We start from the raw sequence: 15,541 nt of genomic DNA on the forward strand, positions 1-15,541 counted from the left end.
AACGGACGCGCGCGAGGACATAGCGGAGGCTGCTTCGCGACCGATCCGATCGCGGTCGGACGACGGCGCCTCGGCGGTCCCGGAACGGACCCGAAAGGCCGCTCGAGCGAGGCCTCGAACCGGAGGCTTCGACAAGGTCGCCCGGAGCGCCGGCCGCAGCCTCGGCAGGCCCCGTCCGGTCCCGAGCGGGGTCGCGTCACGCGGCGATTCCGGTCGTCGTCGCGGCCACCGGAAGGCGGCCATGGGCTCACGGGAACCGTCGTGCCGGAGCGGGGCGTCCGACGTCGGGAACGGCGCTCGCGGCGGTGGGGAGGCGCCGATCGGGCGGCCGCGGACCGCTCCAGGGCGACAGAACCCCGGGCTCACCCGCGATCGCGATGCTCTCGGTGAACGGGCCGATCACCACGGATGTAACGGCGATCAACCTCGTGATCCACCCGACGCTGAGGTAGTCGTCTTCTCCCGGGTTCTGGAAACCTGCCGCGGCCGGGACGGCTCGATGGCAGTCGCTCCGCCCCGTATGGTGGCGGTCGCCAGGCGGACGCCGTCCGCGCGGCACTCTCGGGTCCGCGAACGCGGTCGTCCCGGAGCTGTCGTCGTGGGGCCGGGCCGCCCCGACCCTCACCGTCCAATCCCACCGGAAGCCGCCATGACCGACCCTCGCCTGACCCTGATCGGCGGACCGACCGCCCTGCTCGAGATCGGCCCGTTCCGCCTCCTGACGGACCCGGTCCTCGACCCTCCGGGCGGCCGCTACCGGTTCTTCCCCGGGATGGGCTCGCGCAAGCTGACCGGGCCGGCGTTGGAGGCCGGGGACCTCGGCCGGATCGACGCGGTCCTGCTCAGCCACGAGCACCACGCCGACAACCTCGATGCCGCCGGGCGCGAGCTCCTCCCCCACGCCGGCCGGGTCCTGACCACGGAGACGGGGGCCAAGCGGCTAGGCGGGAACGCCGAGGGCTTCGTGCCCTGGGCCACGACGACCCTGGAGCGCGACGGGCAGACGCTGACCGTGACCGCGACGCCGGCCCGCCACGGTCCGCCGCTGTCGGAGCCGCTGACCGGCCCGGTTGTCGGCTTCGTGATCGAGGGCGAGCCGCTGCACGGCCCCGACGGCCCGGGCGCCATCTACTGGACCGGCGACACGGTCATGTACCGCGGGGTCGAGGAGGTCGGCCGGCGGTTCGACGTCGACGTCGCGCTGATCAACCTCGGCCGGGTGCGGTTCCCGCTGACCGGCCCGGCGCGGTACACGATGGGGGCGTCGGCCGCCGTTCGTGCCGCCGCAGCGCTCCGGCCGCGGCTGCTCGTGCCGCTCCACTTCGAGGGCTGGGCGCACTTCGCGGAGGACGAGGCGACGGCGCGTGCGGGTCTCGCCGCCGCCGACTGCGAGGTCCGCTGGCCGGTCCGCGGTGGCGTCACCGAGCTCGGGCGGGGCGGGGTCGCGGCAGCCGGCGGGGACGGCGACCGCGTTTCGAGCTGAACGGCCCCGAGGCGGGTCCGACGATCATCGGCGCGGGCACGGCTCCTGCGGTCGTGAGCGGTCGCCGGGAGTGAGACCCTCGCAGAAGTAGGAGGTAGCACCTGCTGCGTGCGGTAGGTAGTACGCTCGGCTCCCACCGCGTGGTCGTCCCGGGAGCCCGTTCCGGTCGGCTCCGCCCCGTCCCACGCCCGACCCGTGACCCGCCGATGACCCAGCTTCCGCTCGAAGGCGTCCGCGTCCTCGACCTCTCCCGTCTCCTCCCCGGCCCGTTCGCATCGCTGATGCTCGCCGACTTCGGGGCCGACGTGATCAAGGTCGAGGACACGGGGATGGGCGACTACATCCGCTTCGCCCCGCCCTACGTCGACGGGGTCGAGGACAGCGCCAAGTCGGCGGCGTTCCTCGCCCTCAACCGCAACAAGCGCTCGATCCGGCTGGATCTGAAGCAGGCCGAGGGGCGGGAGGCGCTGCTCCGTCTGGCCGAGTCCGCCGACGTGCTCCTGGAGTCGTTCCGGCCGGGCGTGCTCGATCGGCTCGGGGTCGGGTTCGAGGCGTTGAAGGCCCGCAACCCGCAGCTCGTCTACTGCGCGATCAGCGGCTTCGGGCAGACCGGGCCGCTGAAGGACCGGCCCGGTCACGACATGAACTACCTCGGCCTCAACGGCGTCCTCGCCATGAACGGGGTCCGGGACGGGCCGCCGGTCAACGGCGGCGTCCAGGTCGCCGACATCGGTGGCGGCGCCTTGATGGGCGTGATCGGGATCCTCGCCGCGCTGCGGCACGCCGAGCGCACGGGGGAAGGGCAGTTCATCGACGTCTCGATGACCGACGGTGCCCTCTCGTGGACGGCGATGGACGCGGCGGCCGCGCTCCAGGGGCAGCCGCAGCGGCGCGGTCACACCAACCTGACCGGCATGTACCTCTGCTACCGGCCCTACGCCTGCGCCGACGGCTACATCACGATCGGCGCGCTCGAGCCGAAGTTCTGGCGGGCGTTCTGCGAGGGCGTCGGTCGCGAGGACCTGATCGAGCGCCAGTACGACCCGCCGGGCAGCGAGGCCCACACGCAGGTCGAGGAGATCGCCCGCGGCCGGACCCGGCGCGAGTGGGAGGCCTTCGGCAACGAGCACGACGCCTGCCTCGAGCCGGTCTGGGAGCTGGAGGAGGCGCTGGAGAGCGATCTCGTCCGCGAGCGCGAGATGGTCGTCGAGCTGGAGCAGCCCGGCGCGACCGCTCCGGTCCGCTCGCTGGGCCTGCCGATCAAGCTGTCGGTCACCCCCGGGAACGTGCACCGGCTCCCGGCCCCGGGTCTCGGCGAGCACACCGAGGAGGTGCTGCGGGAGGCCGGCCTCGGCGACGACGAGATCTCCGCCGCGCTGGCCTCCGGCGGGGCGGCGGGGCGGCCGGCATGAGTGCTGCGGCCGGCGGGTCGGGCACGCCGAGCACGGCCGGGCTGCTGCGGATGGCCGAGCTGGCCGAGCGGGCGGACGTCAGCCCGGCGACGGTCAAGCACTACCTCCGGGAGGGCTTGCTCGAGGTCGATCCGAACGCGGAGGAGGGCGCCCGGATCGTCCGGACCTCCCGCAACATGGCCTACTACCCGGCCGAGTTCGTCGAGCGGATCCGGATCATCAAGCGCCTGCAGGAGGAGCGGTTCATGCCGCTGCGGGCGATCCGGGAGGTGCTCGACGGCGGGGTCGAGCGGGCGGGCGAGCTGGTCGTCCGCGGCGACGACATCATCGAGCGCGCGCTCTCGCAGGCCGACAGCGCCGAGACCGTCTCCCGCGAGGAGCTGGTCGAGCGGACGGGCGTCGCCCCGTTGGTGCTCGACAAGCTCGCCGAGCTGGGCGTGATGGGCGACGGCGCGGAGGGCTACGACATCGACGAGGTCCGGATCGTGGAGGCCGTGATGCGCTTCCGGCGGACCGGCTTCGGCGAGGATCTCGGGTTCACCGCCTACGACGTCCTCCGCTACGTCGAGGCGCTCGAGCCGCTGGTGCGGGAGGAGTCCCAGACGTTCCTGCACCGGATGGTCGATCGCAACGTCACGCCCGAGCGGGCCGTAGAGTTGATGCTCGCGGCCACCGATCCGCTCCGCGACCTCGTCGGGGCGATCCACGGCCAGGCGCTGCGGCGCGAGTTGCGTCGCGCTCGCCGCACGCCCTGAGTCGGGCCGGCGGGAACGCCCTCCGCCGGTCTCCGCACAGGGGTCACGGCGGGGCTATGCTGTGAGTGATTGACTCGTCAGTCAACGTCCCGCCTGTGCGAACTGCCGTCGTCCAACTCCGCAGCACCCCTGACGTGGCGGCCAACCTGGCCACCGCCGACCGGCTCGTCCGCGAGGCGACCGCGGCCGGCGCACGGGTCGTGCTGCTGCCCGAGAAGTGGTCGGTGCTCGGTCGTGACCGCGAGGTCGCCGCCGGAGCTGAGCCGCTCGACGGTCCGGCCGTCGCCTGGGCCCGCCGGACCGCTCGCGAGCTCGGGATCGACCTGCTCGCGGGGTCGGTCGCCGTGCGTCGGGCCGACGGCCGCCAGCAGAACACGGCGCTCCACGCGCGCCCCGACGGCGGCCTCGTCGCCTACGGCAAGCTGCACCTGTTCGACGCCGACGTCGCCGGGGTCCGCTATCGCGAGTCCGACCGCGAGATCGCCGGCGACGGGGTCGTCCTCTCGACGCTGGCCGCGGGACCGTCCGGTAGCGAGCCGGCCGTCCAGGTCGGTCTGAGCGTCTGCTACGACCTCCGCTTCCCCGAGCTGTACCGCACGCTCGCCGCGCGCGGAGCCCGGATCCTGACGGTCCCTGCCGCCTTCACGGCCCGCACCACCGAGGCGCACTGGGAGATCCTGCTGCGCGCGCGGGCGATCGAGAACGGCGCCTTCGTGCTCGCGGCCAACCAGTACGGCGAGCATGCGCCCGGCGTCCGCTCCGGCGGCCGGTCGATGATCGTCGACCCGTGGGGGACGGTCCTGGGACAGGCCGACTCCGACGGCGAGGCGGTGATCGTGGCCGACCTCGACCTCGACCGCCAGGACGCCGTCCGCGAGCAGCTGCCGGTCCTCCGGCAACGGCGGGCCTCGGTCGCCGGCGCGCTCGCCGCGCTGCCCGACGGCGACCTCGCCGTCGCGTGGGACCAGGCGACCCCCGAGCTTTCCCCGACCGTCCCCGACCAGGAGCAGGAGTGATGGCTGCACGTTCGACCACCGCCAGCGCCGAGAAGCGGCGGGCGATCCTCGACGCCGCCGTCCACGTGTTCGCGCAGCGTGGCTTCAACCACTGCCGGGTGTCCGACATCGCCGACGAGGCGGGCGTCGCCTACGGCCTCGTCTACCACTACTTCAAGAGCAAGGACGGGATCCTCGACGAGGTCTTCCTGGAGCGCTGGGGCCTGATGCTCGAGGTGATCCAGGCCGCGGACGACGACGACACCCTGACCGCGCGCGAGAAGCTGGCCAAGGTCGCGACCTTCATCGTCGAGAGCTACGGTCGCAGCCCCGAGGTCATGCAGGTGGTGATCGTCGAGGTCACCCGCCAGGCCAACACCTTCGGCCGCCGCCACTGGGCGACGATCCAGGAGGCCCACGCCGGGATCGCCAAGATCGTCGAACGTGCCCAGCAGCGCGGCGAGCTGCGTCCCGACATCCCGCCGCACTTCGCCGGGATCGTCTTCTACGGCGGGATCGAGCAGATCCTGACCGCCTGGATCTTCGACCTGATGCCGTCGACGCCGGAGGACCGCCAGGCGGCGGTCGCGACGCTGGTCGAGACGATCTGCGGCGGGCTCGACGCGCGCTGAGAGCCGATTCCGGACCGTGGAGCTCTGCCTGTAGGGGCCGTGCGACGGACCGCGGATAGGTCCTTCGCGGTCGTCTGGTGTGGGCGAGGACCGAGCAGGGCGGTGGACAGGGCCCGAGTAGTCAGGTTGGTGTCCGACTGCGGGTCCGGGTGCCGCCACGCGATGCGTCAGCGGCCGCACCAGACGTGCCGATCATTCTGAAAGTGGGTTCTGAACGCGACCGTCGGTCGGGAACCCCGGCGGCCGCCCGGTCGCGGAACGCATGCGCCGCCGTACTGCCGGGTAGGATCGTCGTAATGGAGAACGAGCTCGTCAAGCGCCTGGCCTGGTCCGGCCTGGTTGCCGGTCTCGGCGTCCTCGCCAGCATCGTCGCTCAGCGCGGCGCTGCGGTGATATGGCGCCGCGTCTTCGGAGAGGAGCCCCCCGAGTGAGCGATACGCCGAAGGTGAACGCGCAGCCCGGCGACGCGGAGGCGGCCCAGCAGCCGACCCCGGGTCCCGAGCAGCCCGCTCCGCCCACCACCGAAGCTCCAGCCGCCGGGTCGGGCGCGACGCCGCAGGCCGGATTCGCGACCGCTGCCCCCGCCTTCGACGCACCGGTCGGGGACCCGTTCGCCGGGCCTCCGCCGTCCAACCAGGCAGGCGCGTTCGGGGGTGCGATCCCGGAGGATCGTCCCGAGCTGCTCCTGGCCGCCGCCCTCGCGGGTGGCGTCTTCGCCGCGATCGTCTTGCGGACCCTTGTCCGGCGCTGAGGACCGGCGCCGCGAGGCGTCGCTGAAGTCGGTCGTCGAGGGCCTGGCCGAGGTCACCGAGCGGACGCAGCACATCGTCCGCGACGAGATCGAGCTGGCCAAGGCCGAGGTCGCGCAGAAGGTCGGCAGCCTCGGGCGCGGCGCCGTGGTCGCGATCATCGCGGGCATCTTCGTCGCGCTCGGCGGGCTGTTCGCGCTGAACGGCTTCGCCTGGATGCTGGCCTACCTGCTGTTCGACAACCAGCAGATCTTCTGGGGCTTCTTCATCACCGCGTTCCTGCTGTTCCTGCTGGCGGGTCTCGGCGGGTTCCTGGCCTACCGGTTCGTGAAGAAGGGGGCCCCGCCGACGCCGCAGATGGCGATCGACGAGGCCAAGTTGATCCGTGCCAGCGTCGCCTCGACCGGTGGCGGACCGGCGATCCCCAAGGGCCCGGAGCGGACGCTCGGGACCGTCGACACGAGGAAGCCCGAATGAGCAGTGCTGGCCGCACCCCGGAGCAGATCCGGGCCTCGCTGGAGGACCACCGTCGCGAGCTGACGACGTCGATCGACCGGTTGCGCAGCGACGTGACCGAGCTGTCGGACTGGCGCAGCCAGGTCCGTCGCAACCAGAAGGCCGTCGTGATCGCCGTCGGCGTGACCGGCTTCGTGCTCGCCGGCGGCATCGGCGCCTTGACGGGCGCGTTCCGGCGGCGGGCGCGCTGAGGCGTCCGTAGGCGCGGCGCATCTCGGCACGCGAGGGCCTCGGCAGTGCTGGCGCACAGCTCTCGGCCCACGCGTACCGACCTGCTTGGCCTACGAACACCTCAGACGCACCCGCCAGGCGCTTGGCGTCTCGGCACGCGAGGGCCTCGGCAGTGCTCGCGCACGGCTCTGGGCCCACGCGTACCGACCTGCTTGGCCTACGCACACCTCGCACGCACCCACGCGGGCCAGGTGTTCGCTGAGACCGGCCGGCTCAGACCTACTCGGGCAGGATCGAGCGGGAGACGCCGCCGATGCCGAGCAGGCCGGGGCCGACGTGCGAGCCGATCACGGGCCCGATCTCGCTGATGAAGAGCGGCGGGGTGCCGATGATCTCCTCGGCCGCCGCCGCGAGCCGCTCCGCCTCCGACCGGGCCTGGATGTGCTGGATGCACCAGCCGTCCGAGCCCGCCGCCTGCAGCTCGGTCGCCACCGCGACCATCCGGTCGAACGCCTTGCGTGAGGTCCGGACGCGTTCGATCGGGGTGATCTCCCCGTCGAGGGTGAGGATCGGCTTGATCTTGAGCGCCCCGCCGATCCACGCCTGGGCGTTGCCGATCCGGCCGCCCCGCCGCAGGTACTCGAGCGTGTCGACGGCGAAGATGAACGTCCGGTGCATGCTGGCGATCGCGCCGTTGGCGGCCGCGACGGCCGCGTCGAGATCGCCGTCCGGACCGCCCGCAGCGGCGGCGGCGAGGAGCGGGAAGCCCAGCGCTCCGCAGGCCAACCGCGAGTCGATGACCTCGATTCGCTGAGGGCTGTTCTCGGTGGCGATCGCCGCCGCCTGGCGGGCGGTCTCGACCGTGCCGGAGATGCCCCCGGCGAGGTGGATCGACACGATGTCGTGGCCAGCGGCGAGCAGTGGTTCGTAGACGGCGAGGAAGTCGCCGACCGACGGCTGTGACGTCGTCGGCAGGTCGCGCTGGTCGCGGAGGCCGGCGTAGAAGCCGTCGAGGTCGGTGATGTCGGCCTCGCGGACCGCCTCACCGCCGCGCGTCACGTACAGGCTGACCTCGTGGAAGTCGTGCCGCTCGACGATCTCCCGGGGCAGGTAGTGCGTGGTGTCGGTGACGATGGCGACGGACATGGCGTCCCAGCCTATAGCGAGCCGGTCCGCTCTCAGCGTGACGGCAGCAGCACCGCGAGCAGGGCTCGCTCGCCGCCGGCCGACTGGCCGCGGAAGACGGGCGAGAAGCCCAGCGAGACCACGTGCCCGCGGCCGCGCGGCTCGTCGAGCACCAGCGGATGCCCGGAGAGGCCGTTCGCGGCGCTGCGGGGACCCGAGGGGGTGAGGGCGGCGCCGCTGCCCGCCCGGAGCGCCACGATCGCCCCCGCCGGGGCCGACAGACGCGGCTCTCCGGCGACGATCGCCCGGGTCGGCCCGCCGATCGCACGACCGAGCGGATCGCCGCCGGGCACCGCCGCGACCGAGACCGCGTCCGTGCTGGGGGCCGCCGTCGTCCGCACGGCGCTGAGCCCAGTGCCGGTGGCGGCGGTGATCCCGTGGCCGCCGAGCGCCACGAGCGTGCCGCCGGCCTGGACGAAGCGGTCGACGGCGTCGCGGGCCGGCTGGACGAGCCCGCCGCTCGGCAGCGGCCCCGGGCCGAGCACGAGGTGGGTCGTCCCGACCGGGACGCCGGCGGCGAGCTCCGCGGCCGAGACCGTCGCGACAGGGGATCCGGAGGCGGCGAGGGCGGCGCCGAGCCAACCGGACGGCCGCTCACCGGCGGTGAGGGTGGCCGGGGTGCCCGTCAGCGGCGGCGTCGGGTCGGCGACGACGGTCACCCGCGGCGCGGCGAGCGTGGTCGCGCCGGTGTCGGCGACGGGGCCGGGGGCCGTGTGGAGACCGACCCCGAGACGTGCGGCGCGGACGGGCAGGGCGGTGTCGGCGGCCGTCCGGTAATCGCCGTTCGTGCCGCGGGCGACGGGTCGGCCGGCGGCCAGCAGGGTGACCGCCAGCCGTCCGGCCGCGGCGCTGTCGCCGGCGAAGGTCAGCGTCTGGTCGGTACCGGCCCGGACCCGCGCGGTGCGCGGCGAACGGAAGCGCGTGAGCGCCGTCGGCCGGACCGTGCTGCGGGCGATTCCGGCGTCGACCCCGGCCATCCGCGGGAGCGACCAGCTGTCCTCGCCGCGGACGTCGATGCCGGCCTCGTCGGCGTCGCTGCCGAGCAGGGCTCCGGCCCAGCGGCCGAGCGGCTGGTCGGCCGGGACCACGATCGTCCCGGCCGGGAGTCGGGCCGACTGCGTTCGGGTCTGGCCGAGCGGCGAGTAGCGGGAGAAGGTCGTCGCCCGCCGAAGCGCCCGGACCCGGACTCCATCGGCCTGGAGGCGGAGGGCGAGGGCGACGGCGTCGGCCTGGTGGCGGTCGGTCCGGATCGTCCAGGCGAAGGCCGGCTCGCCCGCGGGCCGACGACCGGAGCGGCCCTCGCGGACCGCGGTCGCGAAGCCGCTCGCCCAGCTTCGCACGACGTCGTCGCGACGGCCGGCGATTGCGCGCAGGGTCGCGAGCGAGGCGACCTGGTGCCGGCGCGTCCGCTCCGCCAGCGGCAGGTCCGACCCCTGCTCGAACGTCATGCCGCCGGCACCGAACAACAGGCTCGTGGCCGAGTCGGCGTAGCCGGGGTAGAGCAGGTCGTAGCCGGCGGAGACGCCGTGGGAGACCGCGACGCCGGTCTCGCCGAGAGCCCGACCGACGGCGGGCACGACCAGCCGGTCCGCGACCCGGCGTGCTTGGCTCGGGAGCCCGGCGATCAGCGGCGCCGCGTAGGGCGGGGTGAAGTAGTCGCTGCCGGTCTGCTCGTGGAGGTCGACCGCGACCGCCGGCGGGTAGCGCCGCAGCAGCTCCAGCTTGGCCCGGGTCTCGGGCTGGGTCGCCGCGAACCAGTCGCGGTTGAGGTCGAAGCCGGCGGCGTTGGTGCGGGTGCCGGCGGCGCGGCCGTCGGGGTTCTCGTCCGGGATGACCACGGCAACGGTCCCGTGGAGGGTCCGCCGGGTCGCACAGGAGTCATCGCTCGCCAGCCGCTGGAGCGCACCGAGCAGCGCCGGGGTGCCCGAGGGCTCGTTGGCGTGGACGCTGCCGCCGAGCCAGACGATCGCGGGACCGTCCGCGGCGCGGGAGATCGCCGTCGGTCCGATCGCTCCCGACCGGACCGCGCGGGCGGCGGCGGCGATCGCGGCCAGGCGGCGCGGGGCGAGCGACCGTGGGTCGCCGACGATCGCGTACCGCAGCGGCCGGTCCTCGATCGTCCGACCGGCGACGCCGGTCACGATCCGCGGCGAGGCGGCATCGAGCGCCGCGAGATAGCGGTCGGCGTCCGCCGGCGCGAGCGGGGCGGCGGTCAGCTCACGGCCGAGGACCGTGGTCGCCGTCGGCACCGTGCGGGCACCGGCGACGGCCGGGCAGGCCGAATCGGCCGCGGCGACCGCCGGTGCGACGGCCAGGGCCAGCGCGACCGCGACGGTCGCGCCGACTCCGTGACGCAGGAGCGACACGGCTGCTCCGTCGCCGATGGCCGAGCCCGCGGGCGGGTCTAGCCGAGCCGGTTCTCGGGCTGCAGCAGCTGGTCCTCGGAAGCCGCGGCCGGCTCAGCGGGCGCCGCCGCGGGAGCGTCGGCGTCGTTGGCCCCGGCGTTGGCGCCGACGAGCTGTGCCAGCTCGCCGCTCTCGTACATCTCGAGGATGATGTCGCTGCCGCCGACGAGCTCGCCGTCGACGAACAGCTGCGGGATCGTCGGCCAGTTGGAGACCGCCGAGAGCTCCTGGCGGATCCGCGGATCCGGGAGGATGTCGACGCTGGCGAACGAGGCGTCGAGCGCCTGCATCACGCCGACGGCGCGGGCGGAGAAGCCGCAGGCCGGGGCCTCGGGCGTCCCCTTCATGAAGAGGATGATGTCGTTCTCGGCAATGGCCGCCGAGATCGCGTCGCGGAGCTGGTTGTCGCTCATGGGATTCCTCAGGACGGGGTCTTGGTCTTCAGGCTGAGTGCGTGGATCGATCCGCCGAGCTCGCCGGCGAAGATGTCCATCACCATCCGGTGCTGCTCGATCCGCGAGCGGCCGCTGAAGGCGGCCGAGGTCACGACCGCCTCGAAGTGCACGCCATCCGGGCCGTGGACTTCGGCGATCGCGTCGGGGACTGCGCTCTCGATGCGCTGCTTGATCTCATCGGCGGTGGCCATCTACATCACAGACTAGAGGGTCGCGACCTGGCCCTTCGAGGCCGGGGTCCGGGGTCGCTACACTCGGTGAAGTATTGGACCCGATGGGAAGACCATCGTTGCGGAGGCGACCATGATCACGATCACCGACAAGGCTGCGGAAAAGGTCCGCGAGTTCCTCGACAGCAACCCCCAGGAGGGGGAGGCCGGCCTGCGCGTCGGCGTCCGCGGTGGCGGCTGTTCGGGGTTCCAGTACGTGCTGGCGTTCGACGAACGTCGCGACTCGGACATGACCTTCAACTCGCACGGCATCGCGGTGCTCTGCGATCGCCAGTCGTTCCCCTATGTCACCGGTTCGACGATCGACTACCTCGACGCCATGACCGGCGCCGGCTTCAAGGTCGAGAACCCCAACGTCACGGCCGCCTGCGGCTGCGGCTCGTCCTTCCGCGTGGCGGACGAGGAAGAGGTCTCGGCGGTCTAGTGTCCCGAGGCGGACGTTCGTTGCCGCTTCCCGGCGCTCGCTCGCTCCTGACGGCACCCGCATCGCGGCCCCGTACTCGTCGTACGGGACAGGGATCCGGTCACCGTCAGGACACGACCGTGCCTGCGGGAATCGGTCACCGAGCCTCCGACGCACGACACTAGCCCGAGGCGATCGCTTCCGAGCACCAGCGACCGGACGGCCCCGGGTCCTCGGACCCCGCCGGCCCCGGCGCTTCCGGCTCCCGCCGGCTCAGGCGGTCGGCGCTGGTCGCCGTGGTCGCGCTGCTGCTGGTCGCGGTCGGCCTCGCGATCGGCCGGACGACGGCCCATGACGGGGCCGGAGAGGGCCGCGCCACGCGCGCCGCACCGGTCCCCGGGCCGGCCGCGGAACCCGCCGGGCCGAGGCTGCGCCCGCCGTCGCTGGAGGTCGGTCTGGTCACCACCGACGCCGGCGCCCTGACCCCGCCGGGCGAGCCCGCGATCGCCGGCTTCGACGGCGCCCGCGCGCTGGTCGCCCGGATCGCCCCGCGGCGGGTCCGGATCGACGTCCGCTGGGACCTGCTCCAGCCCGACGCCGGGCAGCCGCTCGACCCCGCCCGCGTGATCGGCGACGGCTGTGGCCGCGAGGCCGCCCCGCCGTGCGCGGGAGCGGTCAGCCTGGCGGGGACCCTGCGGGCGGTCGCGGCGGCCCAGAAGGCGGCGCCCGGCCGCTTCCGGCCGCTGATCAACTTCTGGGGGATGCCGAGCTGGGCCGGGGCGGCCACCGCCGAGGGCTGCCAGGCGGCGAGCGTGCGCGAGGGCGCCCGGCCGCTGGCGGCGGACCGGGAGCCCGCCTACCGGGCGGCGATCGCGGCGGTCTGGAAGGCGGTCCGCGACGCCGGGATCCCGGCCGCCGACTGGACGCCGTGGAACGAGCCCAACGCGCCGTACTTCCTCGGCCCGCAGCGGGCGAGCTGCGATCCCGCCGCGGCCCCGACGGCTCCGGCCGACTACGCGCGACTCGTGACCGCGATGGACGAGGAGCTCGCCGTCCTCCGTCGCGAGCAGCCGACGCCGGCCGGCCAGGTCGCGCCGCAGCTGGTGGTCGGGGAGCTGGCGGCCTGGGCCGCGCCGGCCCCGCGGGCGGTCCCGTCGGACGAGTTCCTGCGGGCGCTTCCGGACGAGGTCCTCTGCCGGGCGGACGTGATCTCGCTGCACGGGTACTTCGAGGCGAAGCCGCGCAGCGGACGAGGGGAGCCGGTCGCGGCCGGCCTGCGCGAGCTCGACCGGCGCCCGTGCCTGAACGACCGCCCGGCCTGGATCACCGAGACCGGGGTCGGGGCGCCGCGGGCGGGCGGACGCCGCGACGACGCGAGGACGACGCTCGCGGCCGAGTGCCGGCTGATGGACCGTCAGCTCGACCACTGGTGGCACGACCCGCGGGTGACGGCGGCCTTCCAGTACTCCGTTCGCGAGGATCCGGCGTTCCCGGTCGGGCTGCTCGACGAGCCGCTCTCGCGGACCTATCCCGTGGCCGCGCTGTGGGAGGCGTGGGGCGGCGATCGGGCCCCCGAATCGCCCCCGCCGGGGCTCCCGACAGCCTGTCGAACGGACGGTCGAGCCGATCGGGCCTCGGCGCCGCCGGGCTGAGAACGCGGTGGTGGAGGGGCATCGGGGGCGCAAGCGTGTCCGAGTTGTTCCCTTTCGCCGTTGGCGGGTAGTCTCTTCGTGATGCGCGTTGCGCTGGTTTCGCCCTATTCGTGGACGTACCCTGGAGGCGTAGCTCGGCACATCGAGGCACTGGCGCGGGAGCTCCACGGGCAAGGGCACGAGGCTCACGTGCTCGCTCCGTTCGACCCGCCGGATCGTCTCGCCGCCCGGATGCACCGGGGTGCCTGGCCCCAGGATCGGACTGCTCCGGAGTGGCTCGTGCCGCTCGGGCGGACGCTCGGCGTCCCGGCCAACGGGGGGATCTCGAACCTCGCCGCCAGCCCGTCGGCGATCAGCCGGCTGCGCGACGCGCTCGACCGCGGCGGCTACGACGTCGTTCACCTGCACGAGCCGCACGCGCCGCTGCTCGCCTGGGACACGCTGCTCAGCTGCCGCAGCGCGCCGCTGGTCGGCACCTTCCACTGCTACTCGACGAACTCGCTGACCAACGGTCTCGGCGTCGGCTTCGGCGCCCGTCGACGGCTCAACGGCCTCGCCGAGCGGATCGCCGTCTCCGATGCGGCCGCCTGGACCGGCCAGCGCTACTTCGGCGGCCGCTACCGCGTGATCCCCAACGGGGTCGAGTTGCCAGCCGGGCCCAGTGCGGTCCGCGAGCCCCGTCCCGTCGGGTCGATGAAGATCGCCTTCGTCGGCCAGGCCGTCGAGCGCAAGGGGCTCCCGATCCTGCTGCGCGCGTTCGATGCCCTGCGCGAGCAGCTTCCGGTCGAGCTGGTCGTGATCGGGCCGGACGAGGAAGAGGTCCGGCGCCTGGCGCTCGACGACCGGCTCCAGGGCGTTCGCGTGCTCGGCCGGGTCGACGACGAGACCAAGCACCGCGAGCTGGCCGCCTGCGACGTGCTCTGCGCGCCGTCGCTCGGCGGCGAGAGCTTCGGGATGGTCCTGACCGAGGCCTTCGCCCAGGGCGTCCCCGTCGTCGCCTCCGACATCGTCGGCTACCGCGACGTGGTCACCGCCGGCCGCGACGGGATCCTGGTGCCCCCGGGCGATGCGCTCGCCCTCGCCCACAGCCTTCGCGACCTGGCCCTGCGCCCCGAGCGGCGCCGGACGATGAGCGAGGCGGCCCGCCGCGCCGCCGGCAGCTACGCCTGGCCACGGGTCGCCCAGCGGGTGCTCGGGGTCTACGAGGACGCGCTGCAGGCGCCGCAGCCGGTCACGCGGGCGGCCCGGATCGCGGTCCGCCACGGCTTCCAGCCCGCGGACGGGCGCGAGCCGGTCCCCGCCCGCCGGATGCCGGCCCCGGACGCGCCGACGGCCGCGCCCTCGCGGGAGGACCGCAAGCGCAAGTACCGCCGGGTGGCCCGCCGCGGTCTCGTCGCCGCCGGCGTGATCGGCACGGTCGGGCTCGGCGCGCTCGCGCTCGACCGGATCGGCCTCGAGAGCATCGGCAACAGCCTCGTCCAGTCCTCGCCGCTGTGGGTCCTGCTCGCGCTCGGCGTGATGGCCGTGTCGATGGGCTTCCGCGCGATCTCCTGGCACGCGATCCTGCAGGCGGCGATCCCCGACGCGCGGATGAGCCGCGGCGACACCTTCCGCGCCACGGCGATCGGCGTGATGATGTCGGCGACGCTGCCGGCCCGCCTCGGCGAGCCGTCGCGTGCGCTGATCATGGCCCGCCGGATCGGCCGCCCCCGCGAGCGATTGCCGGTGGTGCTCGGCACGCTCGTCTCCCAGACGCTGATCAACGTGCTCGCGCTGCTGATCCTCGGCGCCGTGATGGTCAGCTCGATCCGCCTCTTCCGGGGCCACGACAGCGCGCTGGTCACGCTCGCGATCGTGCCCGCGGTGCTGCTGCTGATCGTGCTCTTCGGCCCGGTGCTGCTGCGGATGCGGTGGGGTCGGGGCGATCGGGAAGGACGGCTCCACCGGATCCAGCAGCGGCTGCGCGGGGTCGCCCACGCGCTCCGCGACGGCCTGCGGGTGTTCGCCCGTCCGCGCCACGCGTCGGTCGCGATCAGCTCCCAGCTGATGGCGTGGGCGCTCCAGTGGATCGGCTGCTTCGTGCTGCTGCGGGCGTTCGGGATCGACGAGGGCGTCGGGGCCGCCGCGGCGGTGCTGTTCGCGGTCAACGTGACGGCGGTGCTGCCGCTGACGCCGTCGAACCTCGGTGTCTTCCAGGCCGCCTGCGTGACCGTGCTCGGGGCCGGCTACGGCGTCGGCTACTCCGACGCGATCGGCTACGGGATCGTCCTACAGGCGGTCGAGATCGCCACGGCGCTCGCGCTCGGGATGCCGGCGATGCTGCGCGAGGGCGTGACCTGGCGCGACGTCCGCGTCCGGGCGCTGCACGCGTCGCCGGTCGACCTGCCGCCGCTGCCGAAGAGCATCGCGGTCGGCGTCGAAGCCGAGTCGTAGCCCGGCGGCGACCGCGCGCCGTGATGGTTGCGGCCACCGCTCCGCCCTCGGCTAGCCTTCGCGGC

The 15,541-nt window shown here is 74.1% G+C and carries 16 protein-coding genes; 12 read left to right on the forward strand and 4 right to left on the reverse strand.

Annotated elements, in window-relative coordinates; all coding sequences use genetic code 11:
• The first annotated feature begins 649 nt into the window (after positions 1–649).
• The 9 genes from ACVUH9_RS07265 (at position 650) to ACVUH9_RS07305 (ending at position 6,733) form a co-directional block, all read left to right on the forward strand.
• Positions 650–1,483, forward strand: coding sequence for an MBL fold metallo-hydrolase (locus ACVUH9_RS07265; protein ID WP_475755390.1), 834 nt, complete (start codon positions 650–652; stop codon positions 1,481–1,483).
• A gap of 206 nt (positions 1,484–1,689) precedes the next feature.
• Complete coding sequence (locus ACVUH9_RS07270) at positions 1,690–2,895, forward strand: CaiB/BaiF CoA transferase family protein (protein ID WP_475755392.1); 1,206 nt, start codon at positions 1,690–1,692, stop codon at positions 2,893–2,895.
• Positions 2,892–3,650 carry a MerR family transcriptional regulator gene (locus ACVUH9_RS07275; RefSeq protein WP_475755394.1) on the forward strand — a complete coding sequence of 253 codons (759 nt, stop codon included), beginning with the start codon at positions 2,892–2,894 and terminating at the stop codon, positions 3,648–3,650. The genes ACVUH9_RS07270 and ACVUH9_RS07275 overlap by 4 nt, the downstream gene beginning before the upstream one ends.
• Positions 3,651–3,745: 95 nt before the next feature.
• Positions 3,746–4,666: a carbon-nitrogen hydrolase family protein gene (locus ACVUH9_RS07280; protein WP_475755396.1), complete on the forward strand. Its 921-nt coding sequence runs from the start codon at positions 3,746–3,748 to the stop codon at positions 4,664–4,666.
• On the forward strand, positions 4,666–5,277 hold the full coding sequence (locus ACVUH9_RS07285) for a TetR/AcrR family transcriptional regulator (RefSeq protein WP_475755398.1): 612 nt from the start codon (positions 4,666–4,668) through the stop codon (positions 5,275–5,277). Before ACVUH9_RS07280 ends, ACVUH9_RS07285 begins: the two co-directional genes overlap by 1 nt.
• A gap of 296 nt (positions 5,278–5,573) precedes the next feature.
• Positions 5,574–5,708, forward strand: a complete 135-nt coding sequence (locus tag ACVUH9_RS07290; protein ID WP_475755400.1) for a hypothetical protein — start codon at positions 5,574–5,576, stop codon at positions 5,706–5,708.
• A complete protein-coding gene (locus ACVUH9_RS07295) occupies positions 5,705–6,028 on the forward strand; it encodes a hypothetical protein (RefSeq protein ID WP_475755402.1) in 324 nt (107 codons plus the stop codon). The genes ACVUH9_RS07290 and ACVUH9_RS07295 overlap by 4 nt, the downstream gene beginning before the upstream one ends.
• On the forward strand, positions 6,015–6,503 hold the full coding sequence (locus ACVUH9_RS07300) for a phage holin family protein (RefSeq protein ID WP_475755404.1): 489 nt from the start codon (positions 6,015–6,017) through the stop codon (positions 6,501–6,503). Before ACVUH9_RS07295 ends, ACVUH9_RS07300 begins: the two co-directional genes overlap by 14 nt.
• A complete protein-coding gene (locus ACVUH9_RS07305) occupies positions 6,500–6,733 on the forward strand; it encodes a DUF3618 domain-containing protein (RefSeq protein ID WP_475755406.1) in 234 nt (77 codons plus the stop codon). Before ACVUH9_RS07300 ends, ACVUH9_RS07305 begins: the two co-directional genes overlap by 4 nt.
• A gap of 259 nt (positions 6,734–6,992) precedes the next feature.
• Here ACVUH9_RS07305 and ACVUH9_RS07310 read toward each other — a convergent pair whose 3' ends face one another.
• Genes ACVUH9_RS07310 through ACVUH9_RS07325 form a run of 4 tightly spaced genes read right to left on the reverse strand, consistent with a single transcriptional unit; the run spans position 6,993 to position 10,949 of the window.
• A complete protein-coding gene (locus ACVUH9_RS07310; protein WP_475755408.1) occupies positions 6,993–7,859 on the reverse strand; it encodes a DegV family protein in 867 nt (288 codons plus the stop codon).
• 32 nt (positions 7,860–7,891) lie between these two features.
• Entirely contained in the window at positions 7,892–10,264 is a 2,373-nt protein-coding gene (locus ACVUH9_RS07315; protein ID WP_475755410.1) for a M14 family zinc carboxypeptidase, read from the reverse strand.
• 38 nt (positions 10,265–10,302) lie between these two features.
• Entirely contained in the window at positions 10,303–10,716 is a 414-nt protein-coding gene (grxD, locus tag ACVUH9_RS07320; protein ID WP_475755412.1) for a Grx4 family monothiol glutaredoxin, read from the reverse strand.
• Positions 10,717–10,724: 8 nt separating this feature from the next.
• Positions 10,725–10,949: a BolA/IbaG family iron-sulfur metabolism protein gene (locus tag ACVUH9_RS07325; protein WP_475755414.1), complete on the reverse strand. Its 225-nt coding sequence runs from the start codon at positions 10,947–10,949 to the stop codon at positions 10,725–10,727.
• A gap of 112 nt (positions 10,950–11,061) precedes the next feature.
• Between ACVUH9_RS07325 and ACVUH9_RS07330 the strand changes: the two genes are divergently transcribed.
• From ACVUH9_RS07330 to ACVUH9_RS07340, 3 genes are all read left to right on the forward strand, one after another.
• The gene (locus ACVUH9_RS07330; RefSeq protein ID WP_475755415.1) at positions 11,062–11,412 is read left to right on the forward strand and encodes a HesB/IscA family protein; all 351 of its coding nucleotides are present in this window, start codon (positions 11,062–11,064) and stop codon (positions 11,410–11,412) included.
• A gap of 275 nt (positions 11,413–11,687) precedes the next feature.
• Positions 11,688–13,043 (forward strand): hypothetical protein, encoded by a 1,356-nt coding sequence (locus ACVUH9_RS07335; protein ID WP_475755417.1) that lies wholly within the window; start codon positions 11,688–11,690, stop codon positions 13,041–13,043.
• 81 nt (positions 13,044–13,124) lie between these two features.
• Entirely contained in the window at positions 13,125–15,476 is a 2,352-nt protein-coding gene (locus ACVUH9_RS07340; RefSeq protein WP_475755419.1) for a flippase-like domain-containing protein, read from the forward strand.
• The last annotated feature ends 65 nt before the right edge of the window (positions 15,477–15,541 follow it).

It is taken from the genome of Patulibacter ginsengiterrae (genome assembly GCF_056269115.1).